Consider the following 25,662-nt stretch of genomic DNA (forward strand, 5'->3'; position numbering starts at 1 on the left):
GTGCTTTCTTAATCTATACAAAATATAAAAATAAATAAGTCTATAGCAGTTATTTAACTGACTATAAGCTTATTATACGAGGAGATTAGTGTAATGAATATTAAAATTAGAAGAGTATATATAGAAGATTTAGATGATGTAACAGAAGTGGAAGCAAGATGTTTTCCAGAGACAGAGGCAGCCACGAAGGCATCATTCGAACAACGAATTAAAATATTTCCAGAAAATTTTTTTATAGCAGAAATTGATGGTAAAATAATTGGTTTTATCAATGGATGCATAACAAATGAAACTGCTATATATGATGAACTATATAATGATGCTACACTACATGTTCCAGATGGAAATTATCAAACTATTTTTGGCCTTGCAGTAATACCAAATTATCGTAATCAAGGAGTCGCTGCACAATTAATGAATCATATGATAGAAATATCAAGATTAGAGGGCCGCAAAGGCGTTATTCTAGATTGTAAAGAAAAGCTTATTCATTATTATACAAAGTTTGGATATGCAAATACAGGTATATCTAAATCAGTACACGGTGGTTCTAAATGGTATAATATGATTTTAAAGTTCTAATTGAGATATAATATGAGTGAACACTTGTAATTTATAGCTAACTAACAATATTAAATTATCGGTAATAGAAATGTTGAATCACGTAATTAGTAAACATATACTTTTGATTTCATTGATAAATTTCTAAAAGAACGAATTCCAAGAGTAAAGCTGATTAAAGCAGAGGGAACTTATTTGGCATGGCTTGATTTTAGCGATTTTGATTTAACAAATATAGAGCTTCAGCAATTGATGCATAAAAAAGCTAAAATAGCACTGGACGATGGATATATCTTTGGTGCTGGGGGAGAACATTTCCAAAGAATCAATTTTGCATGTCCTAGGACCATATTACAAAAAGCTCTAGAGAACATTGAAAAAAGCTTAGAAGGAATTAACTAATTATTAATGTTCGTGGATAAATTGCTATCATAATTGAATAACCAAGGTAGAGGAGCGAAATTTAAAAGTAGAGCTGTAGAGGTAAGCACGATGAAGCAGCTCAAAAGGAAATTTTGCCGAAGCGTGCAGTAGATGCCTTAAATACTGCATAGTTGGTTTTGTATAGAATATGTACAAAATTGTCACAAAATGGTTTTGTGGAGAACTATCATTCATTTTGGATTAATATATGTGTTTGGCAATGTTTATATAAATACATGTTAAATGCCTTGAGTGTATGCTTAAGGCATTTTTTATGTTTCTAAATCTTAGTTGATCCATTTATGGCAATAAAATAGGGAGGAAAATTATGCAAAATATAAAACAACAAAATAATCAAATTCCTAACAAGTTAAAAAGGAGTTTGACTGCGAGACATCTAAACATGATTGCACTAGGGGGTACTATTGGGACGGGGATATTTTTAGCTCTTGGAGCTAAGATTAATCAAGCTGGTGCAGGAGGAGCACTAGTTGCATATGGCTGCATAAGTATTATGGTTTATTTTTTAATGACTAGTTTAGGAGAGATGGCAACTTTTATGCCTGATTCAGGTTCTTTTGAAACTTATGCATCAAAATTTATTGATCAAGCTTTTGGATTTGCAATGGGATGGAATTACTGGTACAATTGGTCAGTTGTCGTTGCAGCAGAAATGGTTGCAGGTGCACTTATTATGAAATACTGGTTTCCAAGCGTGCCAGCAATTTTATGGAGTGTTATATTCCTTATAATAATTTTTGGACTTAATTATTTATCAGCAAGAGCTTATGGTGAGTCTGAATATTGGTTTGCAGGAATTAAAGTAATTACTGTTATTGTATTTATAGTAATAGGTGCTGTAACAATAGTTGGGATAGTAGGGGGTCACGGAATAGGATTGAAAAACTTTACAGTTGGAGATGCACCTTTTGTTGGTGGAGTTAAATCAAATTTTATGGTATCACTAATAGCTGGTTTCGCCTTTCAAGGAACAGAACTTGTTGGTATAGCAGCTGGAGAAAGTGAAGATCCAGAAAAAATATACCAAAGGCTATCAATACAGTATTTTGGAGAATACTAATATTCTATTTAGGTACAATATTTGTTGTGGGTGTGCTAATACCTTATAAGGATGCTGGAGTTGATACAAGTCCATTTACAATGGTATTTCAAAGAGTTGGTATAAAAGCAGCTATTTTAACTTCAGTATTATCAGCTGGAAATTCAGGAATGTATGCTTCAAGTAGAATGCTGCATGCAATGGCTAAAGATGATAAAGCTCCAGCATGGCTTAAAAAAGTTAATTCGAGAGGAGTTCCTGTAAATGCATTAATAGCTACTACAGTAGTAGCATCACTTTGTTTCTTAACAGGACTTTACGCTGAGAAAACTGTTTATGTATGGCTTGTAGCAGCTACAGAACTTGCAGGTTTTCTGAGAGAAGAATATCCTCAAATCCCACCAAAAGTTGAGTATAGTTTGTCAGAGCTTGGAAAATCACTTATACCTATTTTAGATATGATGTGTATTTGGGATGGGAAAAATCGTCTATAGACTATTGAAGTGTTTTTGATTTTTACTTTGCCCTTGGTTACACGGATGCTCCCAGTACCCCTAGTAATGGAAAAAGTTTTGATAAGATTAATTTGAGACGATTGATTAAAATTTATGATTGGCTAAAATATTATAAAGCAAAAGAATCCTAGTATATTTAGTAAGGATTAAATCACTCACCAAATAACCAAGATTCTTAATAGTCTATTGAATAATGCCAATTGACGAATAGCAAGGAGCGAATCACTCGCCTCGTTTAAGCATTATATAATTAATATATGTAACTATAAGCTAATTATACATTAGTAATTTGATATAATCAATAAAGAGTTTTTATGAAATATTTGATTATATAGTTTTTAATTAAAGGTGTAAAATAAGCAAAAAGGAGTGAAATAAATATGGCTGCAAATATAAAATTTGAAATTGAGGAAAGTAGAGGTACTCTTTCAGAATCACCAAAAGGTTGGAAGAAGGAACTAAATCTAATTTCATGGAATAACAGAGAAGCTAAATACGACATTCGGGATTGGGCACCTGAACACGAAAAAATGGGAAAGGGAATCACTTTGACAATAGAAGAATTGAAAAAACTTAAAGACATACTTAATGAAATGACCTTATAAAAAATTAAATGGAGGTGTTTAATTTTGTCTGTATCTTATATAAATAAAATTACTATAACAAAAGGTGACATAACAAGAGAAAATGTAGATGCTATTGTCAATGCGGCAAATAGTGGCTTGCGTGGTGGTGGAGGTGTAGATGGAGCAATACACTCAGCAGGAGGGCCGAAGATACTTGAAGAATGTATGGTTATTATAAGTAAAATAGGAAGATTGGAAACAGGGGAAGCGGTTATAACATCAGCTGGAAATCTTAAAGCAAAGTACGTTATCCATACTGTGGGACCTATTTGGCATGGTGGAGATAAAAATGAAGAAACTTTGTTAGCTAATGCTTATAGAAACAGTTTAAAATTAGCATCAGAAAATAAAATTAAAACTATTGCTTTTTCAAATATAAGTACAGGAGTGTACGGATTTCCTAAAAAATTGGCATCTAAAATAGCCTTTAATACTGTTATAGAGAGTCTTAAAAATTATGAAGCTATAGAAAAAGTTAAATTTGTTTGCTTTGATGATTATAATTATAAATTATATGTAAACTTATTGAATGATGTCATATAATATATATAACATATCAAAAAATATATATTAATAAAGGGATTAAATGGACAAGATCAACGTTTAATAAGGAGATGCATACTATGAAAGTCGATAGAAAAACATTAATAACAGATATTGTGAATATGGGACCTAAGGCAGTAGAAATATTAAAAAATTTTGGCATGGGGTGTATTGGATGCCATTTATCTCAAAATGAAAGTTTGGAAGATGCTGCTGCAGCTCATGAAATTAATGTAGAAAATTTAATTAAGAGTTTAAATAAAATTCCATTAAGTGACAGAATAAAATGGAAAATAGAGAAGAAAATTGTGGATACTATGAAGTCACGATATAATACTAAATAATATAATTCTTATTTATACAGGTAAAGATTTATAAATTCAAATACCAATTATAAGTATGTAATAAAAATGATGTGCAAATATTTTTTGTACATCATTTTTATTAATTAGAGTTTAAGTAATATTTACAGTTTAAATATTATGTTAATTAAAAATAATGTAAACAAATAAAAAAGTAAACTAAAACCTATTTTTAGCATAGTTTATGATATTTGTGGTTAAACTATTTTTATCGAATATCTTTAATTTGTTATTTTACAGAGGTGATTATATATGGGTTTGAGTAAAAAGAAGATGGAAAAATTAACTCCAGAGCAAAAAAAATATCAACAATTCGCTGATACTAAGGTGCCTAAAAGAAATGTAGTCACAAATTGTATAAGGGCATTTATTGTTGGTGGATCTATATGCTGTTTTGGGCAGGTATTACAATTTATGTTTATAAAATATTTTAATTTCACAGAGCAAACTGCAGGAAATCCAACTTCAGCTGTAATTATAATTATAGCAGTGCTATTAACGGGATTTGGAGTATTTGATCACATTGCACAGTGGGCAGGGGCGGGAACATCTATACCTGTTACTGGATTTGCAAATTCTATTTCATCTGCAGCTATAGAACACCAAACTGAAGGATATGTTCTTGGAGTTGGAGGCAATATGTTTAAGATTGCAGGTCCGGTTATAACATTTGGAGTATTTTCTGCATTTATAGTAACTATAATAAGTATAGCAATAAAATGGTTGGGTGGTATGATATAAAATGCTTTCAGGAAATCAATCTTTAATTTTTCAATCAAAACCGAGTATTTTAGGGTGTTCAGCTGTAGGTGGCCCATTTGAAGCAAAAGGAGCTATGGCAAGTGAATTTGATAGGTTATTTGACGATATATGGCTGGGACAGGATAGCTTTGAAAAAGCTGAAAAAAAGCTATTAGAAGAAGCCTGTAATATAGCTATAACCAAATCAAAAGTAAAAAAAGAAGATATAAACTTTTTTATAAGTGGAGATCTTATAAATCAGATAGTAATAAGCAGTTTTGCAGCTAGAACTTTAGCTATACCTTATTTAGGGATATTTGGTGCATGTTCAAGTTCAATGGAAGGTTTGGCCATGGCATCACTTCTTATAGACAGCGGATCTGCAAACTATGTACTTACAGGAACATCAAGCCATAATGCAGCAGCTGAAAAGCAATTCAGGTATCCTACAGAATATGGAGGACAAAAGCCACCGACTGCCCAGTGGACAGTAACAGGTTCTGGTGCTGCAGTTATAGGAAAAAGCGGAAATGGTCCTAAAGTAACTTCTGCTACTATTGGAAAGGTAGTTGACATGGGTATATCTGATCCTTTTAATATGGGAGAGGCCATGGCACAGGCAGCAGTTGAAACTATTAAAATGCATTTCAAGGAGTTAAATCGTGATCCGTCTTATTATGATATTGTAGTTACAGGAGACCTTGGGAAGATTGGACATGAAATTGCAGAAGAGCAGCTCAAAAAGGATGGAATTGAATTTAGTAATGGAGCTTTTAAAGATTGTGGAATGTTAATATATAATGATAATCAACAAGTTTTTTCAGGAGGAAGCGGATGCGGCTGTTCTGCTGTTATGACTTATGGACACTTTATAAAAGAGCTTCAGAGGAAAAATATAAAGAAGATCTTAGTAGTTGCAACAGGTGCACTTATGTCTCCTATGTCATATCAGCAAAAGGAGAGCATACCGTCTGTCGCACATGCGGTTTCTATAGAAATGGAATAGTATAAAAAGAGGTGTTTATTTTGGAAAAACTTTTTTGGGCGTTTGTAGTAGGTGGTGGTATATGTGTCATAGGGCAGATAATGATGGATGTATTTAAATTAACTCCAGCGCATACAACTACTACTTTAGTGGTTGTTGGTGCTGTACTTGGTGGATTGGGACTATATGATCCATTAGTCAAATTTGCAGGAGCAGGTGCGTCAGTTCCAATAAGTAGTTTTGGAAATGCCCTTGTAAAGGGAGCAATGATGGAGGCTGATAGAGATGGTATAATTGGGGTTTTAACTGGAATTTTTGAAGTTACAAGTGCAGGTATTTCAGCTGCCATAATATTTGGATTTATAGCTTCGTTGATATTTAAACCTAAAGGTTAATATAAAAATTTAAATAAAATCTATTGACAAATATTAAAAATAGCTTTAGAATTAATATCAATAAATGAAGAAGTTAAAGCCTGTGAACGGAAGTAGTAGTTATTATATTTTGATTTAAGAGAACCCGGGATGGTGAGAACCGGATATCAAAATTTATAGTGAATGGATCTGCGAGGTGTGATGTGAAATAATAGTAGCTGAAAACCGGGTTGTCTGCCGTTAAAAAAGACAAAGTATCGAGATTGTTCTCTGTACTTTAAAAGTTGAATTTTATGTTTGGGTGGCTTAGAGATTATGCATTTCTTCCTAAAGGGAGAAGTGCTTTTTATATTTATTCAGAATAAAATTAACATGGGTGGTACCGCGGAAAAAAGACATTTCGTCCCAGTTTGGGATTGATATGTCTTTTTATTTTACAAAAATATATTGATATATTGGAGGGATCAAATTTGATGAATTTAAAGGAAAGTGAATTCAATTTGTTTAAAAAGAAGAAAACAGCTTTTCCAGTAGTGTATGATCTAAATGGAGATGAAATAACACCTGTAAATATATTTTATAATCTAAAAGGTGAAAATAAAATAATAATGGAAAGTGCAGAATTTGATAAAGATAAGGGAAGATATTCTTTTATAGCTGTTAATCCATATATGAAAGTTAAAAGCTTTAAAGATAATATTCATGTAGAAGAAAAAAATACAAGCTGTAATTTTAAAGGAAAGATAATTGATTATATAAAACAAGTTATGGATATAAATTATAAAGCTGATATGCTTGATATACCATTTACAGGAGGTGCCATTGGTTATGCTGGCTATGATGTTATAAAACAGTATGAACATATAGAAGACAAAAATGAAGATGATTTAAATATACCAGAAGCGTATTTTATGTTCTACAAAAGTTTTATATGTTATGACCATCTTAAAAATAAAGTGCTTTTAATATACAATGTATTTCCAGAAGAAAATATAGAATATAAACGTCTATGTGATTACTTTGAAGAACTCAAAAATTCGATAAATAGGAAAACAAATATTCATAATATTCCTAATAATTCAAAGACACAAAAATTTGCTTCTAACTGTACCAAAGAAGATTTCTGTGAAAATGTAAATAAGTCCAAGGAATATATAAAAAATGGAGATATATTTCAGGTGGTTATTTCTCAGAGAATAGCTTGTGCTACAGATTTAAAAGGATTTGATATATATAGAAAGTTGAAATCTGAAAACCCTTCACCTTATTTATTTTATATGGATTTTAAAGATTTTGAAGTCGTAGGTTCCTCTCCAGAGAGACTTGTAGCTGTACAGAACGGCATAGTAAGTACAAATCCTATTGCAGGTACTAGAAGAAGGGGAGGAGATAAAGAGGAAGATGAAAAATTAAAGAATGAACTTATAAATGATGAAAAAGAAAGGGCAGAGCATGTTATGCTTGTAGACCTTGGAAGAAATGATATAGGAAAGGTCAGTGAATTTGGGAGTGTACATGTTACAAAATTCATGCAGGTTGAAGGATATTCCCATGTTATGCATATAGTATCTGAAGTAGAAGGAAAATTAAAAAGTAATACTTCAGCTTTTGATGCTTTTGTCTCATGTCTTCCAGCGGGTACAGTATCCGGGGCACCCAAGATAAGAGCTATGCAGATAATAGATGAGATTGAAAATAAAAAGAGATTTTTATATGCAGGAGCTGTAGGATATTTTTCTTACAATGGAAATATGGACACTTGTATAGGAATAAGAACGCTCGTTCTTAAAGACAAAAATGCTTATATTCAAGCTGGTGCAGGAATAGTATATGATTCAAATCCGGAAGAGGAATATCAGGAATCTTTAAATAAAGCAAAAGCACTTATGGAGGTGGTATAACATGATACTTATGATAGATAACTATGATTCATTTACTTATAATTTATATCAGTATATAGGAGAAATCTATAAAGACATAAGGGTAGTTCGAAATGATGAAATTAAAGTTTCTGATATAAAAAAGTTTAAAAATCTTCAGGGAATAGTCATCTCTCCGGGACCTGGCACACCTGATGATTCCGGCATATGCATTGATGTTATAAAAGAATATGGAAAAACAATACCTATTTTAGGAATATGTCTTGGACATCAAGCTATAGCACAGGCCTATGGAGGGAAAGTAATAAAAGCAAAGGAAATAAAACATGGCAAAACCTCTATGATAAGCCATGTAGAAGACAAATTATTCAAGGGAATAAAGAATCCTATGAGAGCTATGAGATATCATTCTCTAATAGTAGATGATAAATGCATTCCACAGGAGTTTATAAAGACAGCTGAAAGTGATGATGGAGTTTTGATGGGAATTAAGCATAAAAACTATCCTATATATGGGCTTCAATTTCACCCAGAATCTATACTTACAGAATGTGGACATGAAATAATAAAAAATTTTTTACAGGAGGTATGTCATGTTAAATGAAGCTATAAAAAAAGTGGTGTCAGGCAATGATTTATCTGAAAGTGAATCAGAAGAAGTTATGAAAGGTATAATGAGTGGAGGAGAATTACCATCTGTAGTAGCAGGATTTCTAATAGGTCTTAAGATGAAAGGTGAGGCAATTACTGAAATAACAGGTTGTGCTAGAGCTATGAGAAATATGGCTGTACCTGTTAAATTGAAGTCTGAATATGCTATTGATACCTGTGGAACCGGTGGTGATGGAGGAAAAACTTTTAATATATCTACAGCGGCCTCTATTATAGCTGCAGCCGGTGGTGTTAAAGTAGCCAAGCATGGAAACAGGGCAGTATCGAGTAAAAGTGGAAGTGCTGATGTATTAAAAGAACTTGGAATAAACATAAATCTTGAGAAATCCAAGGTTGAAAAGAGCATTGACGATTTAGGCATGGGGTTCTTATTTGCTCCAATATACCATAGTGCCATGAAAAATGTAGCAGGTATAAGAAGAGAACTTGGAGTTAGGACTATATTTAATATACTTGGACCACTTACAAACCCAGCTTTTGTGAAAGGTCAGGTTATGGGTGTCTATGACAACAGCCTTGTAGAACCAATAGCAAAAGTTCTTTTGAATTTAGGTTGTGAAAGAGCTTTAGTTATTCATGGCAATGATGGACTTGACGAGATTACAACTACGACTGCAACAAGTGTATGCGAAGTTAAGGATGGAGAAATAAAAAAATATGAAATAAAGCCAGAAGATTTTGGAATGAAATTATCATCTTTTGAGGATATTGCAGGAGGTGATTCTAAACAAAATGCAGATATAATACTAGACATTTTAAAAGGAAAGACAGGACCTAAAAGAGACATAGTTGTTTTAAACAGTGCTGCTGCTCTATACGTAGGTAAAAAGGCAGAAAATATAGAAGAGGGTATAATACTAGCAAGTAAAATTATTGATTCTGGAGATGGATATAATAAATATAAGGAAATATTGAAATACAGTCAGGAGAGATAAGTATATGATATTGGATGATATAGTTTGTGTTAAAAATGAGGATGTGAAACTTAGAAAGGATACAAGACCTCTTAAAGATATTGTATATAAGCTGGAGAGGACAGATATTAAAAATTTAGATTTTAAAGGTGCTATAAATAAAGAAAATATTTGTATAATAGGTGAAGTGAAAAAAGCATCGCCATCTAAAGGCATAATAGTAGAAGATTTTGATCCAGCCGGAATAGCTAGGAAATATAAGGAACTTGATATAGATGCCATATCAGTCCTTACAGAAGAACATTATTTTATGGGCCAGGATAAGTATTTAAAAGAGGTTAAAGAAATAGCTGAAAAACCTGTCCTTAGAAAAGATTTTATTATAGATGAGTATCAAATTTATGAATCAAAATTAATTGGTGCGGATGCAGTACTTTTAATAGTTCGAATCCTGGGAATTAAATTGAGAAAATTCTATAAATTGGCTTCTAGTTTAGGTCTTAAATGTATAGTGGAGGTTCATAATAGAGAAGAACTTTACAGTGCTCTTGAAATAGAGGCTGAAATTATAGGAATAAATAATAGAAATCTTGAAAATTTTACTGTGGATTTAAGAAATACAGGAAATCTTATAAAATATATACCTGATGAAACTGTAGTTATTTCTGAAAGTGGCATAAAGACTATGGACGACTTCAATTATATAAAAACTCTTCCTGTAAATGCAGTTTTAATAGGAGAAGGCTTGATGAGAAAACTTAATGATTTAGAAAACATGAAGAAGTTTATAGGTGATATAAAAAATGGCTAAGGTTAAAATATGCGGACTTACACGAAAAGAAGATATAGAGTATGTAAATAAATATAGCCCAGATTACGCAGGCTTTGTATTCTCTAAAAGCAGGAGACGTATAGATTTAAATAAAGGAAAAGAACTTACATCAAAACTTAAGCCCTGCATTAAAAAAGTTGGAATATTTGTAAATGAGAGTTTGGACTTTGTAGAGAACGTATCGAAATCTTTGAAGCTTGATGTTATTCAGTTCCATGGAGAAGAAGATAAAAATTATATTGATAATTTTAGTGATTATACTGTATGGAAGGCAATTAAGGTAAAAACTAAAGAAGACATATTAAATTTAAATTATGAATATGTAGATGGAATACTTTTAGATAGTAAAATAGCCGGCAGCGGAAAGACTTTTGATTGGAAGATTGCAAGTAATTTGGTGCTAAAATGTCAATTGATACTGGCAGGAGGGCTTAACATAGATAATGTTGAAGATGGAATATTAAAATTCAAGCCTTATGTAGTAGATGTTTCCAGCGGAGTTGAGAGCTTTGGCTTAAAAGATGAAAATAAAATAAAAAGTTTTATAGAGAAAGTGAGGAATATAAAATGAAAGGTAGATTTGGAAAATTTGGAGGACAGTACGTACCCGAAACTATAATGAATGCAGTTATAGAGCTTGAAGAAGAATTCAATAAGGCAATGGCAGACGAGAAATTTATAAATGAATATAAGTATTATTTAAAGGATTATGTAGGAAGGGAATCTCCTCTTTATTATGCTGAAAATCTAACAAAGAAGCTTGGAGGAGCAAAAATATATTTTAAAAGGGAAGACTTGAATCATACTGGTGCTCATAAGATAAATAATGCTCTTGGACAGGTATTGCTAGCTAAAAGAATGGGAAAGAAGAAGGTTATAGCAGAAACAGGAGCGGGACAGCATGGTGTTGCAACAGCAACTATTGCAGCTATGTTTGGAATGGAATGCGAAATATTTATGGGAGAAGAAGACATAAGAAGACAGGCTCTTAATGTATTTAAAATGAAGATATTAGGGGCAAAGGTAACTTCAGTAACAGCAGGAACAGGTACCTTGAAGGATGCTGTAAATGAAGCTATGAGACAATGGGTTACATGTATTGATGATACTTTTTATGTTATTGGAACTGTTATGGGACCACATCCGTATCCAACTATGGTAAGAGAATTTCAGAGAGTAATTGGCGATGAAGCTAAAGCTCAGATTTTAGAAAAAGAGGGAAGACTTCCGGATTATATACTGGCATGTATAGGTGGAGGCAGCAATGCTATGGGAATTTTTTATCCATTTGTAGATGACAAAGATGTAAGACTTATAGGGGTAGAAGCAGCAGGACTTGGTGTTGATACTGATAAAAATGCAGCTACTATAACAAAAGGATCAGTTGGTGTAATACATGGAATGATGACTTATGTACTTCAGGATGATGATGGACAGATACTTCCTGCATATTCAATTTCAGCAGGACTTGACTATCCTGGAGTAGGACCTGAGCATGCATATTTGCACGATGTAAAAAGGGCTGAATATGTTTCAATTAAAGATGATGAAGCTGTAAAAGCTTTTATGGATACATCTGCAATTGAGGGAATAATACCTGCACTTGAAAGTTCTCATGCTTTAGCCTATGCCATGAAATTGGCACCAACATTATCGAAAGATAAGATTATGATTGTAAACATATCAGGAAGAGGAGACAAAGATATAAATACTATAGCTAGTGTGATGGGGGTAAATTTAAATGAATAGAATTGATTTAAAATTTAAAGAACTAAAGGGAAAGAATGAAAAGGCCATGATTTCTTTTATAACTGCAGGAGATCCTAACTTTGAAGTAACAGAGAAACTTGTTTATTCTATGGAGGAAGCTGGAGCAGATATTGTTGAACTTGGAATACCGTACTCGGATCCAATAGCTGATGGTCCTATAATTCAAAAGTCTTCAGCAAGATCACTTAAAAATGGAACAACTATTGCTAAAATAATGGATTCAGTTGAAAATATAAGATTAAAAACGGAAATACCTCTTGTTTACTTAGTTTACTATAATTCGGTTTTTAAGTACGGCATAGAGAAATTTATAAGTCAGTGCAGTAAGGTAGGAATTGATGGAATAATAATACCTGATTTGCCTATAGAGGAGAGAGCGGATATTTTAAAAATTGCAGGTAAATATGATGTATCCTTAATTCCACTAATAGCACCTACTTCAAAGGAGAGGATAAAGAAAATAGTTACTAATGCCAGCGGTTTTATATATTGTGTTTCTACTAATGGTGTTACGGGTACAAGAAATAAGATAAATACAAATATAAAAGAATACATGGATATAGTTTCACGTTATACTGACATTCCTAAAGCTATTGGTTTTGGAATATCAAATGCTGAAATGGCAAAAGAGATGAAACCTTATTGTGATGGAGTAATTATTGGAAGTGCCATTGTAAAAAAAGTTGATGAAACAGAAAATGAAGAAGAGATTATAAAAAATGTGAAAGCTTTTATAAAAGATGTAAAAGCAGTATTGTAGAAATCTATAATAAGATTAGAAAATAAAATTTATTTATATAACAAATATTATGTAAATAAACTTAAAAGTAAACAAAAAATAAAACAAATTTGACTAATACATTAAAAATAAACTAAAATAACAGTAATTAAGAATATCAATTATTAAAACTAAAATATATTATAAATGAAAGGTAAATAATATGGTATTACAAGATGTTAAAACAGCATTAATTACTGGAGCTTCTAGTGGAATAGGTTTAGAAATAGCAAATGTATTTGCTAAAAAAGGATTTAATTTAATTTTAATTTCGCGGAGTGAAGATAAACTTAATAATATATCTAGTTTTTTAGAAAAAGAATATGGTGTAAATATTAAAATAATAACCAAAGATCTGATACAAGATAATTCGGCTGAGGAAATATACAAAGAAATAAAATCGAGTAGAATCAATATTGATGTTTTAATAAATAATGCTGGAGTTGGTTATAGTGGACTATTCCACAATATTGACATAGAAAAGGATATTGAAGTTATAAAAATTAACATAGAAACACTTACTCGTTTAACTAAATTGTTTTCTAAAGATATGATTGACAGGGGAGGGGGAAAAATATTAAATATTGCATCAACTGGTGCATATCAACCAGGTCCATATATTTCAGTTTATTATGCAGCTAAATCATATATATTATCTTTCTCTTTGGCAATTAGAAATGAATTAAAAGATTATGGAGTTGATGTTTGTGTTCTATGTCCTGGAGCGACTAGAACACAATTTTCAAAAAATGCAGGAAAAGCTGATATAAAAAAATCTATGCTGCCGGAAGAAGTTGCTAAAGCAGCTTTTAAAGGTCTGGAAAGAAATAAAGCTGTAATAATTCCAGGATTATTTAATAAAATAGCTATAGTATTTTCAAAATTAGCACCGGGATATATTTCTGCAAAAATAGTTAGAAAAATTCAGGAATCCATGGTAAAAAACTTCAGAAAGAGTAAGTAATAATATAATTTATATTGCAAGTATAGTATTATAGTAATATAATGGTAATATAATAAAATTTTAGAAACTTGAAAGAAGGCTAAAATGAAAAATATAAGAGTTGTAATAGACAGATTTGAAGGCCCATATGCTGTCTGTGAAAAAGAAGACAGAACTATGATGGATATCAAAAGAATAAATATACCTATTGGAGCAAAAGAAGGATATGTGCTAAAAATAGAAGATAATAACATTATAAGCATTGATCAAGATGAAACTAAAAAAAGGGCGGATGGCATAAAAAAATTAACTAAAGATTTATGGAAATAGGAGATAGAATTTAATAAAAATTCTATCTCCTATTAAGTAGTATATTTAAACCGCTTTTCTTTTAATGTATAGTCTTCTTTTTGAAGCTTTTACCATATACATCTACGCTTCCAATACTTATCAAAGCTTGTTCATCAATTTCGGTTACTATTGATTTAAGTCTGGCTATTTCAAGACGTGAAATTATCATATATAATACATTAGTGGGGGATTTAGAATAAGCACCTTTTCCTTCTAAAAGGGTAGCACCTCTTCCAAGTTTGACTAAGACAGCATCTGTTATTTCTTTATAATTATCCGAAATTATTATGACTGATTTAGATTCATCTAAACCCTCGACTACAATATCAATTACTTTAAATGCAATAAAATAAGTGACCAAAGAGTACATGGCTCTATCCCATCCAAATATTAGTCCGGCACTGCTTAATATAAATATATTCATAAACATAACTATTTCTCCTACAGAAAATCCGGTACGTTTATCTAAAATTATAGCAACAATTTCAGTACCATCTGTGGATCCACCATTCTTTATAACTAATCCAACACCTAATCCAACTATTATTCCACCAAATATTGATGCAAGAAGAGTATCATTTGTTATGGCACTTACAGGCTTTAACATGGATACCATAACTGATAATGATATTACGGAAAAGAGGGTGGATAAAGTAAAAGTTTTTCCAATATGTTTATATCCAATTATTAAAAAAGGTATATTAAATAGAAAGATAAACATACCAAGAGGTAATTTGGTAATATAACTTGATATAATAGATATACCTGTTATGCCGCCATCTATTATATTGTTTGGAATTAAAAACAGCTCAAGGCCAATAGAAGCTAAAGTTGCACCTAGCAGCATAAATAATATTCTTGATATTGATAAAAATATACTATGATATTTTTTTAACATCAGACCACATCCTTATTAAATTGTTTTATTAACAACATCTCCAATCTATGACTATATTAAGTATATGTTAAATATTTATAAATTGTCAAATCTAAGCAGACATATTATTTTTATTAGTCCATTTTCCGCATCGGTCACCAAAGAAGCCTACAATTTTATTACCACCTAGCAATTTGACTATTTCACATCTATTTGGGCAGCCGGTACATTCAAAACTATTTGAAATAAAATTCGTTTTTGCCAAATTAAATCCTTTAAATTTAGTAATTTTATTGTTTTTTTCTATATATTCCTTTGATAAAATTGCAGCACCTACAGCACCCATAACTTTATAATTTGGAGGAATTATAATATTACATCCAAGTATATTTTCAAAAGAAACCTTCATACCTATATTTGCAGCTACGCCGCCTTGAAAAAAAATATCCTTTTTAATATCTTTTCCTTTTCCAACATTGCTTAAATAATTTCTAACAAGTGCATCGCACAGGCCTTTAATTATATCAGTATCAGTATAACCAAGCTGCTGTTTGTGTATCATATCTGATTCTGCGAAAACTGCACATCTACCAGCTATCCTGACTGAAGAATGTGCCTTTAATGCATAAGAACCAAATTCTTCAATAGGAATATCTAATCTTTCTGCCTGCCTATCTAAAAAAGATCCTGTTCCAGCTGCACATACTGTATTCATTGCAAAGTCAGTGACAATTCCATTATTTAAAAGTATTATTTTAGAATCCTGACCGCCAATTTCTATTATTGTCCTAACATTTTTATTTACATTTAAAGCTGCTATAGCATGAGTGGTTATCTCATTTTTAATAATATCAGCACCTATTATGGAAGCAGCTATTTTTCTTCCGCTTCCAGTAGTACCAACACCATTTATATGAATATTTTTGTATTTGTTGTATAGCAGCCCGAATCCTTCTTGAATTGCATTTATTGGTCTTCCTTTTGTTCTCAAATATATTGATTCTAACAATTTTATATTTTCATCTACAATTACTATATCTGTACTGACGGATCCTACGTCAATTCCCATATAATACATTATTTTTTCTCCTTTCAAGCAAATCTAAAAATGCTTCAATCCTTGTAATATAGCCATCTTCACCGGTAAGTTCATCTACGACTAAGGTTAGTATTGGGAAATCCTCTTCTTTTGATATAGTTGGAAGTATGGATTTTGATACAATTTCCGGCATACAGCCCATGGGGAAAATTTGAATAGCCCCATCAAAGCCTTTCTTTTTAGCAAGAACTGCATTTCCAATACATTCTCTAGCATGCCCACCTATATATAATGGCAGGTATTTTTTTGAACATTTTCTTATAATAGGCGAATTTAATCTTACAATTGATAAAATAGTATCTTTTACCCACCAGCTTGGAGTTATGTATCTGTTTACAGATACACCATAATCAATAAGTTTGCTTTCGATAAAAAGATTTGAAAATGGTTCTATTATAGTATATATTTCTCCAATTATAGCTATCTTAAGAGGATTTTTATTTTTATCAACAGGAACATTATTTAATTTATTTTTATAGCCTTTTAAAATCGACAGCATTTCAAAAGGCGTGGTACTTTTAAGTGCACTTGCTTTGCATTGATTTAAAATATTCTTACATTGACCTTTATTTATCTCATATCCAGATAAAAATTCAGCTTTTTTTTCTATAGCGTCTATTAAATTTATTATTTTAAGTCCATATGATAATGCTTTTAACTTTTTATAAGCAGATATATGGCTTTCATTATTTATTTCAGATAATCTCCTTATAAATTCTTTCATACCTATATCTTTTGGAGAGTCTAAAACTATAAATTTTAAATTGTATCCTAAATTTTTTAATATGTTCATTTGAAGTTCGCAATATTCTCCAAATCTACATGGACCACAGCTCCCAACTAAAAGTATTGTATCTGCTCCTTTTTTTATACTTTCAATATAGGAACCTATCATTATTTTAAAAGGCAAACAAATTTCTTCAGGTGAGTAAAGACATCCTGCTTCAAGAATATTCTTATTGCTCTTAGGGGGAAGTACATAATCTATACCAAGTCCATCGAATACAGCTTTTGCAGCAAGACAGGTATTCCCTAGATTGGGGAAAGTTATTTTCATTCAGCACATCTCCTTTTTAACATATCGGAAAAAGCTTCAATTCTTGTATCAAAGCCAGCTTCACCGGTTTGTTCATCTATTTTGAGAATTAACATTGGGAAGTTTCCCAATTTATTTTTTATTAGCTCGATCACTATAGAATCTATTCCACAAGAAAAAGAGGATATGTATATTATTCCATTTATTTTTTTGTGCTTTGCCATGTAGGTTGAAAAACCGTAGCAATTTCTTGCAAATGTCCAGAATGGTCTTTTAAACAGTTCTTTAACTTCAGAATCTATTTTGATTTTTTCTAAACTCTCAGTTGTCAATAGGCCTATTCCAAGTTTATTTAATTTTTTTATTACATTCATATTTGCGAAATTGTCATATATGTTATATGTATGGCCTACTAAAGCAACATTTATAGGAAAGCCTGAATCTTTAATTCCTGGCTTGAAATTCTCCTGGGTTTTAAGAGCTTTTTTGTAGGCAGAAATTATTTTTAAATAGTTTTTTGTAAACATGAGTCCTGTGCTCTTGATCCAGGGCCTAAAACTTTTTTTTGAAAAAGTATAAATAGGGGCGGAAATAGTTTTAGGCATATCAGGTATATTATTTTTTATCATTTCAGGCAGCCCACAAAATTTCGGACATATAAATTCTTTTTTATTTAATTGCATTACTCTAGGAATGAGTATAATATCACATTTATTTTTTATATAAGCCACATGGCCATGAAATATTTTAATTGGAAGGCACGCTTCATCAACACAATATTTAGTACCTAAATTAAGTATGCTTTTGTTTGTAGGCGGCGAAACTATGATTTCAGCGCCAAGCTCAGAAAAAAATGTATTTATAAATGGTGAATATCTATAATATAATAATCCATTTGGAATACCAACTATCATATAAAATACTGCCATAAGGTAATTTTAAAGGCAGTAGACCTCCTTTGCATTTAAATATATTCACTAGTATATTCTTCCTCAATATGAAAAAAATATTCATTAACAAAATAGATTTATTTATAAAAATAAATTTTAAATATATTGTAAACTAGTTTTTATATGATTAAATCCGTTTTATTTTTCTCATTTTTAAATAAATTAACTTTAAATTCTATATAAAAATACAATATTTTTATATATGGAGTTTCCTATATTTATAGAGTAGAATAAAAGGGGAGAAGGGCGAAAAATGAATCAACAGTTTTATCACCAGATTGTGGAAATATTTTAATTTAATAAATGTGCACTTATTTTCCACAATATGGTGATAACTTATTTTTGCTTAAGTGAATTTTAAAAATTATCAGTAGTCATCGGCAGTCATTTTTTAGTTTTTAAAACTCAACTGATAATATTATCAGTTGAGTTTTAAATAAATATTATATACCATGAATTTTACAAATTACTACAGCAAATATTTAAATAAAGCTCAATTAAATAAAATGTAAATTATAGTGAATATTTTGTATAGTGTAAAAACTTAATCAATACAAGAATAGACATTTAATATAAATTGTTAATAAAATATTTATATAAATAAGCAGGATTTTTGCTCACTTTTGCAGAATATTATATTCGCTAAATAAGCATTTAGCGAAGTTACGTGTTTCTTATAGGGGGAATAGCATTATGAAATACAATTTAGAAAATATTTATGATTCAAAGATACCAAAATGCTTGAATGACTTTTTAAATTATTTAAATACCATACGCGGCAAATCAAAAAATACCATAGCTGGCTATAAAATTGATCTGAGTATGTTTTTTAGATTTTTAAAGTTATACAGAGGTATTGTTCCTGAAGATTGTGATTTTCAAGATATATTTATAGGCGATATAAACAATGAATTTGTTAAATCTATAAGCTTAAGTGATTTATTTGCATTCATATCTTTTGCGGAAAATTACAGGAACAACGGAACTTATGCCCGCGCCAGAAAAGTAGCTTCTCTCAAGTCTTTTTTTAAATACCTTTATGGGAAAGCTAAAATTATAAATGAAAATCCAGCTCTCGAGTTGGAATCTCCTAAAATAGATAAAAGAAATCCTGTTTATTTATCACTTGAGGAAAGCAGAGACCTTTTAAAATCTATAGATGGAAAATATAAAGAAAGAGATTATTGCATGATAACTCTATTCTTGAATTGCGGGATGAGACTTTCAGAGCTTTGCGGAATTGATATATCAAAGATAAAAGATGATACATTAACTGTTATAGGCAAAGGCAATAAAGAAAGAACTATATATTTGAACAAAGCTTGCTTGAAATCGCTAAATGAATATCTTTTAACTAGAAATTCAGAATATAATAAAATAGTAGATAAAGATGCCCTTTTTTTAAGTAAAAATCATACTAGAATAAATAAGAGATCCGTGGAGCTTATTTTGAAAAAATACCTTAAAAAAGCAGGGCTGGATGTAAAAAAATACACACCACATAAATTAAGACATACTGCTGCAACTTTAATGTATAAATATGGAAATGTAGACATAAGAAGTCTTCAAAAAATACTGGGGCATGAGAGTGTATCTACTACTCAAATATATACTCATGTAGATGATGAAAAATTGAGAGAAGCCGTTAAATCTAACCCATTGAGTGATGAAATATAAATTTAAAAACCAGCCTTATTTAGACTGGTTTTTTCTGCTATTTATTTTTATAAGCCCTGGATATTCTTCATGCATTATTTTTTTAAAATTTTTCTCATCTTCTAACATATCATCCAATCCGTCTATATCATCTATATATTTAATAGATCCTTTATCAAAAGCATCTTCATAAATTTTATTCTGACTTTCTAGATCAACAATATCCGATTCTGATATTTTTTTATCTTCACCATCACTTTTATTCTCAGCTAATTGAGAATCACTTTCAAATTCTTTGATTTCTTTTTTATCTTCTATAATATCGTCTATTTTTATAGCTTTCATATCATAGCCTTCCATTTCAAGGCATTTTCCGCAGTTATCACATTTCTTGCTGTGGTCAAGATCACATAAATCACACTCACCACAATTATTACAGGACTTTTTATCATCAAATATGCAGTAATCTCTATTCATAGTATTTTCCTCTCTTTTTTATATTCAAGTTACAGTATAGAACATAAGTTTGCTATTTGTCAACATATATGTTATAATTCAAATTATAAAAAATCAAGGGGTGTTTTTATGACTGAGAAGAAAAAGGATAGACAATTACAAATTTATAAATTTATAAAAAATCAGGTTAAGGAAAAAGGATATCCTCCTTCCGTTAGAGAAATATGTGCTGCCGTAGGATTAAAATCAACTTCTACAGTGCATATGCACCTGGAAAATTTAGAAAAAAAAGGACTTATAAAAAGAGATCAGGCAAAACCACGTACCATAGGTATAGTAGATGAATTGCCAAATAAAAAAGAAATGATAAATGTACCTATTATAGGTAACATAGCAGCTGGTACTCCTATTCTTGCTGTAGAAAATATTGAAGATACTTTTCCACTTCCAATAGATTATATAAAAAGCAGCAATCAACTTTTTATTCTGAGAGTTCACGGCGAAAGTATGGTTGATGTAGGTGTTTTAGATGGCGATTTTGCTATAATTGAAAAGACAAATTCTGCTGAAAATGGAGAACTGGTAGCAGCACTTATTGAAAATGAAGCAACCTTAAAGAGATTTTTCAAAGAAAAAGGTCATATAAGACTGCAGCCTGAAAATAAAACAATGAAACCAATAATAGTACCGAATTGCACTATTATTGGAAAATTGGTTGGCATATACAGACAATACTAATTGAGAATATTAGAAAGAGCTATAAGTATTCCTATTTTAGCATGGTCAAAAGTAAGTCCGCCTTGAAGATAAGCTATGTAAGGCTCTCTTATAGGGGCATCTGCTGATAATTCTATAGATGAGCCTTGAATGAATGCACCTGCAGCCATAATGATCTGGTCTTCATATCCAGGCATATCCCATGGCTCACATTGTACAAATGAATCTACCGGAGATCCCTTTTGAATTCCCTTGCAAAATTTTATAAGTTTGTCTTTATCATTAAATTTAATTGCCTGTATTATATCACTTCTTTTATCTGTATACTTAGGGAGTACGTTAAAACCGGCAAGTTCCATTATTCTTGAGCAAAGTAGAGCTCCCTTTAAAGCTTCTATTGCTACATGAGGGGCTAAAAATAATCCTTCGTATAGAAGTCTCATTACTCCAAAAGTAGAGCCGCACTCCCCTCCTATACCAGGTACGGTCAATCTGTAAGCAGCTTGAGTAACATATTCTTCTTTTCCTGCTATATATGCACCTGTAGGTGCAATTCCTCCACCGATATTTTTTATAAGCGAACCTGCTATTAAATCTGCTCCAACGTCTGTTGGCTCTTTAGTATCTATAAATTCACCATAGCAGTTGTCTACAAAACATATTAAATCAGAATTTATATTTTTTACAAAGTCTATGATTTCCTTTATTTCAGATATTAAAAGTGCCTTTCTCCATCCGTATCCTGTAGATCGTTGTATATGTACCAGCTTTATCGATTTGTTATTCTTTATATGTGTTTCTATAGAATCAAAATCTATTTTGCCGTTTTCTTTTAAGTCAATTTGTTCATAGTTGACCCCATATTCTTTAAGTGAGCCTATTTTTTTATTATTATCTGTTCCTATTATTCCATGCAAGGTATCATAGGGTTCACCGCATACGGACAGCATGGTATCTCCTGGCCTTAAGTTTCCAAATAATGCGCAGCCAAGGGCATGGGTTCCATTTACAAAATGCGGTCTTACAAGAGCACTTTCACAATTAAATACATCTGCATATACTTTATCCAGTGAATCCCTTCCTATATCATCATATCCATACCCTGATGAATTTGTAAAATGAGATTCGCTTATTCTCTCTTTTTGCATGGCATTAAGCACTTTTAACTGATTATATTCTCTTATTTCATCATAGTATTCAAATTCTTTTTTTACATCATTTAGTGCCCTTTCATATAAATCTATAACTTCATTGCTTATTTTATATGTTTTTTCGAGCTTTTCTTTAGTTATTTCTAGCAAGATTATTTCCTCCCTGTAGTTTTAAAACTTATATAATTATATAATCAAGAAAAGGAACAGGCAAAAGCCTATCCCCATTTCTATAATTCACTTTCCTGTAAATTATTAAATAAAATTGGCTTTGAAGGCGTAATAGTAGAAATTGCGTGTTTATATATCATCATTTGTTTACCATCAGCATCTAACACAACCGTGAAGTTGTCAAATCCTTTTACATTTCCTTTAATTTGAAAGCCATTTGTTAAGTACAGGGTAACAAGTGTTTTATTTTTCCTCGCACCATTTAAAAATATGTCCTGCAAATTATTAATTGTTTTACTCATACCTTTTTCACCCTCCGTAACTTATATTTTATATACTATATAAATTTTTTACAATATATTAATACATATTCAAAAACTATTTTTTATCATAATTACATTATACCAGTATTTAACTTTTAAACAAGTTTTTCATAGAATAAAATCTATCAACTATATAATCTGCTACAGCATCATCATTTTTAAAATTATCTTTGTTAACCCAATTTACTCTAATATCTTTTCTAAACCAGGTCAACTGTCTTTTAGCATAGTGTCTGCTCCCCTTTTTAATTATATCTATAGCATCATTCATTGATATATATCCATCTAAATAACTCAAGATCTCTTTATATCCTATACCTTTCATAGATTGCATGGATGAATTATATCCCATAGACTTTAGTTTTACTACTTCATCTATAAGACCATTTGAAATCATAATGTCAACTCTCATGTTTATTCTATCATATAATTTTTCCCTATCCATATTAAGTACAAAATAGTATATATTATATGGTATATCATATATATTGTTTTCTTTATTGAATTGACCTATTGTCTTTCCTGTAAGTTTATAAACCTCCAGTGCACGTATAACTCTTTTTAAATCATTGGGGTATAGCTTTTCATAAGACTTTATATCTACTTCTTTTAAAAGATCATGTACATATTCCCGACCTTTTTTAACGGCTGCATTTTGAAGATAAGTTCTATAATTCTTGTCCACACATGCCTCAGTAAAGCTGTAATTAAATATAAGAGAATTTATATAAAGACCTGTACCTCCTACAACCATAGGGAGCTTTTGTTTTTTTACTATTTCATCTATATAATGCTGTGCCATGTTTTTATATCTCATTACATTAAAACTTTCTGAAGGTTCAACTATGTCTATCATGTAATGTTTAACTCCACACATTTCCTCTCTCGTCACTTTTGCAGAACCTATATCCATATGTTTATATATCTGCATTGAATCTGCAGATACTATTTCACCATTTAATTTCTTTGCAAGTTTTATAGATATATCGGTTTTTCCTACAGCTGTAGGACCTGCAAGTATAAATAAATCTTTCATATAAACCTCCAAGTTTTATCATTGTATCCTTTTAAATTTTTTTTCTAAATCTGTAAGTGTAAATTTTAATATAGTAGGTCTTCCGTGTGGACAATTAAATGGATCATCAATAAATCTCAGTTCTTCAATTAAATTATGCATTTCAATCCTGGATAGAGGATGATTTGCCTTTATAGCAGCTTTACATGCCCTGGTTGCTATAAGGTGATATTTTACTTCAGTAGTTTTTCCAGAGCCCATATTTTTTAAATTGTCCAATATATCGGTAAATAAATTTTTTATATCTGGTTTTCCGAATATTACAGGAACTTCCCGTATACTTATTGTATTATCTCCAAATAATTCTATTTTAAAACCTGTTCTTTTAAATAAATCCTGATTTTCCATATAACAGGAATAATCATAATTTGTGAGTTCAATAACTACAGGTGATATCAACAATTGGGATATTACATTGCCCTTCTGTATGTCTTTTTTATATTTCTCAAATAAAATTTTTTCATGAGCTGCATGTTGATCTATAATATATAAATTATTGAGTGCTTCCCCTAATATATAAGTGTTATTAAATTGTCCAATTATATTGAGCGGAGGAAATTTGGCCTCATTTATAACTTCTTTATCATAATCATCTTTATCATAAATTTTTTTATTTAGCTTTTTGTTGCTTTTATAGTCATTTTCAATTGGTTCCGATATACTTGATATAGTGCTTTCATTTATATTAAATTCATCTCTATAAATATTTTTTTTATCCATTGAATGCAAGTCAATTGGAATCTGTACAGTATCTTTTTGAATTTTAGATTCTGAAATTTTATCATAATCTTCAGTGTCTATTGAAAAGGAATTTTTCAGGCTTTCTCTAAGTGCATCATGTACAGAATCAAATACAACCTTGAATATCATCCTTGAGTCACTAAATTTTATTTCTAATTTAGAAGGATGAACATTTACATCTATAAATTCAGGAAATATATCAATAAAAAGTATAAAAAAAGGGAACTTATTTATAGTCAAAAAAGACTTGAAAGCTTTTTCTACAGCTGTAGTTATAGATTTATCCTTTATATATCTTTTATTGACAAAAATACTTTGAGCGGTTCTGCTACCCCTGCTGATTTCCGAATTTCCTATATATCCATAAACTGAAATTATATCTTCATGTTTTTCTATGGGAATTATATTTTCATATACATTTTTACCATAAATACATCGTATTACATCTTTAAGTTCACCTGTGCCAAACGTTGTAGTGGATTTTTTACCATTATTAAAGAACTTGAAAGAAATTTCGGAATTTGCTATTGCAAGCCTTGTTATTATATCCGATATATATGCAGTTTCTCTGCTTTTAGATTTCAAAAATTTCTTTCTTGCAGGTACATTAAAAAATAAATCTTCTACTTCAACCGTAGTTCCTTCGTTGCAGGCACTATCTTTAATATTTTCAAGTTTACCACCTGTTATAGATATTTCTTTTCCGCATATTGCCTGTTTTATTTTACTTTTAAGAGTAACTTTTGAGACAGATGCTATACTTGCAAGAGCCTCACCTCTGAATCCCATAGTATTTATGTGTAATACATCATCTATATTTTCTATTTTACTTGTAGAATGCGGCATAAATGCTTTTTTTATATCTTCGGGATGAATTCCGTGTCCATCATCTATTATCCTTATAAGGTTTTCTCCACCCTCAAGTATTTCTATAGTTATATTTTTAGCACCTGCATCTATACTATTTTCAACTAGTTCTTTTATTACGGACGAAGGTCTTTCAATTACTTCTCCTGCTGCAATTTTGTTGGTAGTTTTTGTATCCAATAAATTTATTCTCTTCATAGTATATCAATCCCT

The 25,662-nt window shown here is 30.6% G+C and carries 29 protein-coding genes, 1 pseudogene and 1 riboswitch; of the genes and pseudogenes, 21 read left to right on the forward strand and 9 right to left on the reverse strand.

Going from position 1 to position 25,662, the window contains the following annotated elements; all coding sequences use genetic code 11:
* Nucleotides 1–93: 93 nt before the first annotated feature.
* The 19 genes and pseudogenes from J2Z42_RS02220 to J2Z42_RS02305 all read left to right on the forward strand — a co-directional run bounded on the left by J2Z42_RS02220 (nt 94) and on the right by J2Z42_RS02305 (nt 14,309).
* Nucleotides 94–582 (forward strand): GNAT family N-acetyltransferase, encoded by a 489-nt coding sequence (locus tag J2Z42_RS02220; protein ID WP_209700717.1) that lies wholly within the window; start codon nt 94–96, stop codon nt 580–582.
* 174 nt (nt 583–756) lie between these two features.
* Nucleotides 757–963 carry a hypothetical protein gene (locus J2Z42_RS02225; RefSeq protein WP_209700718.1) on the forward strand — a complete coding sequence of 69 codons (207 nt, stop codon included), beginning with the start codon at nt 757–759 and terminating at the stop codon, nt 961–963.
* A gap of 39 nt (nt 964–1,002) precedes the next feature.
* Nucleotides 1,003–1,179: riboswitch (Lysine riboswitch) on the forward strand.
* Nucleotides 1,180–1,312: 133 nt separating this feature from the next.
* Nucleotides 1,313–2,421, forward strand: a pseudogene (locus tag J2Z42_RS02230) (amino acid permease); the annotation flags it as partial.
* On the forward strand, nt 2,419–2,538 hold the full coding sequence (locus tag J2Z42_RS14605) for a winged helix-turn-helix transcriptional regulator (RefSeq protein WP_281063514.1): 120 nt from the start codon (nt 2,419–2,421) through the stop codon (nt 2,536–2,538). The pseudogene J2Z42_RS02230 and the gene J2Z42_RS14605, both read left to right, overlap by 3 nt.
* A gap of 401 nt (nt 2,539–2,939) precedes the next feature.
* Nucleotides 2,940–3,164: a YdbC family protein gene (locus tag J2Z42_RS02235; protein ID WP_209700719.1), complete on the forward strand. Its 225-nt coding sequence runs from the start codon at nt 2,940–2,942 to the stop codon at nt 3,162–3,164.
* Between the two features lie 24 nt (nt 3,165–3,188).
* Entirely contained in the window at nt 3,189–3,728 is a 540-nt protein-coding gene (locus J2Z42_RS02240; protein ID WP_209700720.1) for an ADP-ribose-binding protein, read from the forward strand.
* Between the two features lie 80 nt (nt 3,729–3,808).
* Nucleotides 3,809–4,072 (forward strand): DUF1858 domain-containing protein, encoded by a 264-nt coding sequence (locus J2Z42_RS02245; protein WP_209700721.1) that lies wholly within the window; start codon nt 3,809–3,811, stop codon nt 4,070–4,072.
* A gap of 276 nt (nt 4,073–4,348) precedes the next feature.
* Nucleotides 4,349–4,831, forward strand: coding sequence for a stage V sporulation protein AC (gene spoVAC, locus J2Z42_RS02250; protein WP_209700820.1), 483 nt, complete (start codon nt 4,349–4,351; stop codon nt 4,829–4,831).
* A 1-nt stretch (nt 4,832) separates the two neighbouring features.
* Nucleotides 4,833–5,837, forward strand: coding sequence for a stage V sporulation protein AD (gene spoVAD, locus J2Z42_RS02255; RefSeq protein WP_209700722.1), 1,005 nt, complete (start codon nt 4,833–4,835; stop codon nt 5,835–5,837).
* A 20-nt stretch (nt 5,838–5,857) separates the two neighbouring features.
* Complete coding sequence (gene spoVAE, locus J2Z42_RS02260; protein ID WP_209700723.1) at nt 5,858–6,211, forward strand: stage V sporulation protein AE; 354 nt, start codon at nt 5,858–5,860, stop codon at nt 6,209–6,211.
* Nucleotides 6,212–6,663: 452 nt separating this feature from the next.
* Nucleotides 6,664–8,091 (forward strand): anthranilate synthase component I, encoded by a 1,428-nt coding sequence (trpE, locus tag J2Z42_RS02265; RefSeq protein WP_245331456.1) that lies wholly within the window; start codon nt 6,664–6,666, stop codon nt 8,089–8,091.
* A 1-nt stretch (nt 8,092) separates the two neighbouring features.
* Entirely contained in the window at nt 8,093–8,674 is a 582-nt protein-coding gene (locus tag J2Z42_RS02270; RefSeq protein WP_209700725.1) for an anthranilate synthase component II, read from the forward strand.
* The gene (gene trpD, locus J2Z42_RS02275) at nt 8,664–9,677 is read left to right on the forward strand and encodes an anthranilate phosphoribosyltransferase (protein WP_209700726.1); all 1,014 of its coding nucleotides are present in this window, start codon (nt 8,664–8,666) and stop codon (nt 9,675–9,677) included. Before J2Z42_RS02270 ends, trpD begins: the two co-directional genes overlap by 11 nt.
* A gap of 4 nt (nt 9,678–9,681) precedes the next feature.
* A complete protein-coding gene (gene trpC, locus J2Z42_RS02280) occupies nt 9,682–10,467 on the forward strand; it encodes an indole-3-glycerol phosphate synthase TrpC (protein ID WP_209700727.1) in 786 nt (261 codons plus the stop codon).
* Nucleotides 10,460–11,059, forward strand: a complete 600-nt coding sequence (locus J2Z42_RS02285) for a phosphoribosylanthranilate isomerase (RefSeq protein ID WP_209700728.1) — start codon at nt 10,460–10,462, stop codon at nt 11,057–11,059. Before trpC ends, J2Z42_RS02285 begins: the two co-directional genes overlap by 8 nt.
* The gene (trpB, locus tag J2Z42_RS02290; RefSeq protein WP_209700729.1) at nt 11,056–12,237 is read left to right on the forward strand and encodes a tryptophan synthase subunit beta; all 1,182 of its coding nucleotides are present in this window, start codon (nt 11,056–11,058) and stop codon (nt 12,235–12,237) included. The genes J2Z42_RS02285 and trpB overlap by 4 nt, the downstream gene beginning before the upstream one ends.
* Nucleotides 12,230–13,018, forward strand: coding sequence for a tryptophan synthase subunit alpha (gene trpA / locus J2Z42_RS02295; RefSeq protein WP_209700730.1), 789 nt, complete (start codon nt 12,230–12,232; stop codon nt 13,016–13,018). Before trpB ends, trpA begins: the two co-directional genes overlap by 8 nt.
* A gap of 181 nt (nt 13,019–13,199) precedes the next feature.
* On the forward strand, nt 13,200–14,000 hold the full coding sequence (locus J2Z42_RS02300; protein WP_209700731.1) for an SDR family NAD(P)-dependent oxidoreductase: 801 nt from the start codon (nt 13,200–13,202) through the stop codon (nt 13,998–14,000).
* An 84-nt stretch (nt 14,001–14,084) separates the two neighbouring features.
* Nucleotides 14,085–14,309: a DUF3006 domain-containing protein gene (locus J2Z42_RS02305; protein ID WP_209700732.1), complete on the forward strand. Its 225-nt coding sequence runs from the start codon at nt 14,085–14,087 to the stop codon at nt 14,307–14,309.
* A 61-nt stretch (nt 14,310–14,370) separates the two neighbouring features.
* Here the strand turns inward: J2Z42_RS02305 and J2Z42_RS02310 are convergent, their stop codons facing one another.
* From J2Z42_RS02310 to J2Z42_RS02325, 4 genes are all read right to left on the reverse strand, one after another.
* Entirely contained in the window at nt 14,371–15,228 is an 858-nt protein-coding gene (locus tag J2Z42_RS02310; protein ID WP_209700733.1) for a YitT family protein, read from the reverse strand.
* 91 nt (nt 15,229–15,319) lie between these two features.
* A complete protein-coding gene (locus tag J2Z42_RS02315; protein ID WP_209700734.1) occupies nt 15,320–16,285 on the reverse strand; it encodes an acyl-CoA dehydratase activase in 966 nt (321 codons plus the stop codon).
* On the reverse strand, nt 16,266–17,363 hold the full coding sequence (locus J2Z42_RS02320; protein ID WP_209700735.1) for an acyl-CoA dehydratase activase-related protein: 1,098 nt from the start codon (nt 17,361–17,363) through the stop codon (nt 16,266–16,268). The genes J2Z42_RS02315 and J2Z42_RS02320 overlap by 20 nt, the downstream gene beginning before the upstream one ends.
* On the reverse strand, nt 17,360–18,256 hold the full coding sequence (locus J2Z42_RS02325; RefSeq protein ID WP_209700736.1) for an acyl-CoA dehydratase activase-related protein: 897 nt from the start codon (nt 18,254–18,256) through the stop codon (nt 17,360–17,362). The genes J2Z42_RS02320 and J2Z42_RS02325 overlap by 4 nt, the downstream gene beginning before the upstream one ends.
* A gap of 729 nt (nt 18,257–18,985) precedes the next feature.
* Here J2Z42_RS02325 and J2Z42_RS02330 point away from each other — a divergent pair.
* Nucleotides 18,986–19,969, forward strand: coding sequence for a tyrosine recombinase XerC (locus tag J2Z42_RS02330; RefSeq protein ID WP_209700737.1), 984 nt, complete (start codon nt 18,986–18,988; stop codon nt 19,967–19,969).
* A gap of 15 nt (nt 19,970–19,984) precedes the next feature.
* Here the strand turns inward: J2Z42_RS02330 and J2Z42_RS02335 are convergent, their stop codons facing one another.
* Nucleotides 19,985–20,425: a hypothetical protein gene (locus J2Z42_RS02335; protein ID WP_209700738.1), complete on the reverse strand. Its 441-nt coding sequence runs from the start codon at nt 20,423–20,425 to the stop codon at nt 19,985–19,987.
* Nucleotides 20,426–20,533: 108 nt separating this feature from the next.
* Between J2Z42_RS02335 and lexA the strand changes: the two genes are divergently transcribed.
* Complete coding sequence (lexA, locus tag J2Z42_RS02340) at nt 20,534–21,142, forward strand: transcriptional repressor LexA (protein WP_209700739.1); 609 nt, start codon at nt 20,534–20,536, stop codon at nt 21,140–21,142.
* On the opposite strand, the gene J2Z42_RS02345 is transcribed toward lexA, so the two are convergent.
* From J2Z42_RS02345 to mutL, 4 genes are all read right to left on the reverse strand, one after another.
* Entirely contained in the window at nt 21,139–22,422 is a 1,284-nt protein-coding gene (locus J2Z42_RS02345) for a methionine gamma-lyase family protein (protein WP_209700740.1), read from the reverse strand. The genes lexA and J2Z42_RS02345 overlap by 4 nt on opposite strands.
* An 80-nt stretch (nt 22,423–22,502) precedes the next feature.
* Complete coding sequence (gene hfq, locus J2Z42_RS02350) at nt 22,503–22,745, reverse strand: RNA chaperone Hfq (RefSeq protein ID WP_209700741.1); 243 nt, start codon at nt 22,743–22,745, stop codon at nt 22,503–22,505.
* Between the two features lie 109 nt (nt 22,746–22,854).
* Nucleotides 22,855–23,802, reverse strand: a complete 948-nt coding sequence (gene miaA / locus J2Z42_RS02355) for a tRNA (adenosine(37)-N6)-dimethylallyltransferase MiaA (RefSeq protein WP_209700742.1) — start codon at nt 23,800–23,802, stop codon at nt 22,855–22,857.
* An 18-nt stretch (nt 23,803–23,820) separates the two neighbouring features.
* Entirely contained in the window at nt 23,821–25,647 is a 1,827-nt protein-coding gene (gene mutL / locus J2Z42_RS02360; protein WP_209700743.1) for a DNA mismatch repair endonuclease MutL, read from the reverse strand.
* Between the last annotated feature and the right edge of the window lie 15 nt (nt 25,648–25,662).

This window comes from Clostridium algifaecis, assembly GCF_017874415.1.
In the GTDB taxonomy this organism is placed as follows: domain Bacteria; phylum Bacillota; class Clostridia; order Clostridiales; family Clostridiaceae; genus Clostridium_B; species Clostridium_B algifaecis.

Excerpts from the sequence above, each read along its gene's own strand:
- trpA (WP_209700730.1), top strand. The coding sequence starts at position 12,230 with ATGAATAGAATTGATTTAAAATTTAAAGAACTAAAGGGAAAGAATGAA.
- J2Z42_RS02310 (WP_209700733.1), bottom strand. The coding sequence starts at position 15,228 with ATGTTAAAAAAATATCATAGTATATTTTTATCAATATCAAGAATATTA.
- J2Z42_RS02220 (WP_209700717.1), top strand. The coding sequence starts at position 94 with ATGAATATTAAAATTAGAAGAGTATATATAGAAGATTTAGATGATGTA.
- spoVAD (WP_209700722.1), top strand. The coding sequence starts at position 4,833 with ATGCTTTCAGGAAATCAATCTTTAATTTTTCAATCAAAACCGAGTATT.
- trpD (WP_209700726.1), top strand. The coding sequence starts at position 8,664 with ATGTTAAATGAAGCTATAAAAAAAGTGGTGTCAGGCAATGATTTATCT.
- J2Z42_RS02305 (WP_209700732.1), top strand. The coding sequence starts at position 14,085 with ATGAAAAATATAAGAGTTGTAATAGACAGATTTGAAGGCCCATATGCT.
- J2Z42_RS02335 (WP_209700738.1), bottom strand. The coding sequence starts at position 20,425 with ATGAATAGAGATTACTGCATATTTGATGATAAAAAGTCCTGTAATAAT.
- J2Z42_RS02235 (WP_209700719.1), top strand. The coding sequence starts at position 2,940 with ATGGCTGCAAATATAAAATTTGAAATTGAGGAAAGTAGAGGTACTCTT.
- J2Z42_RS02315 (WP_209700734.1), bottom strand. The coding sequence starts at position 16,285 with ATGTATTATATGGGAATTGACGTAGGATCCGTCAGTACAGATATAGTA.
- J2Z42_RS02325 (WP_209700736.1), bottom strand. The coding sequence starts at position 18,256 with ATGATAGTTGGTATTCCAAATGGATTATTATATTATAGATATTCACCA.
- trpC (WP_209700727.1), top strand. The coding sequence starts at position 9,682 with ATGATATTGGATGATATAGTTTGTGTTAAAAATGAGGATGTGAAACTT.
- J2Z42_RS02245 (WP_209700721.1), top strand. The coding sequence starts at position 3,809 with ATGAAAGTCGATAGAAAAACATTAATAACAGATATTGTGAATATGGGA.
- hfq (WP_209700741.1), bottom strand. The coding sequence starts at position 22,745 with ATGAGTAAAACAATTAATAATTTGCAGGACATATTTTTAAATGGTGCG.
- J2Z42_RS02330 (WP_209700737.1), top strand. The coding sequence starts at position 18,986 with ATGAAATACAATTTAGAAAATATTTATGATTCAAAGATACCAAAATGC.
- mutL (WP_209700743.1), bottom strand. The coding sequence starts at position 25,647 with ATGAAGAGAATAAATTTATTGGATACAAAAACTACCAACAAAATTGCA.
- J2Z42_RS02270 (WP_209700725.1), top strand. The coding sequence starts at position 8,093 with ATGATACTTATGATAGATAACTATGATTCATTTACTTATAATTTATAT.
- lexA (WP_209700739.1), top strand. The coding sequence starts at position 20,534 with ATGACTGAGAAGAAAAAGGATAGACAATTACAAATTTATAAATTTATA.
- trpE (WP_245331456.1), top strand. The coding sequence starts at position 6,664 with ATGAATTTAAAGGAAAGTGAATTCAATTTGTTTAAAAAGAAGAAAACA.
- J2Z42_RS02320 (WP_209700735.1), bottom strand. The coding sequence starts at position 17,363 with ATGAAAATAACTTTCCCCAATCTAGGGAATACCTGTCTTGCTGCAAAA.
- miaA (WP_209700742.1), bottom strand. The coding sequence starts at position 23,802 with ATGAAAGATTTATTTATACTTGCAGGTCCTACAGCTGTAGGAAAAACC.
- trpB (WP_209700729.1), top strand. The coding sequence starts at position 11,056 with ATGAAAGGTAGATTTGGAAAATTTGGAGGACAGTACGTACCCGAAACT.
- J2Z42_RS02300 (WP_209700731.1), top strand. The coding sequence starts at position 13,200 with ATGGTATTACAAGATGTTAAAACAGCATTAATTACTGGAGCTTCTAGT.
- J2Z42_RS02285 (WP_209700728.1), top strand. The coding sequence starts at position 10,460 with ATGGCTAAGGTTAAAATATGCGGACTTACACGAAAAGAAGATATAGAG.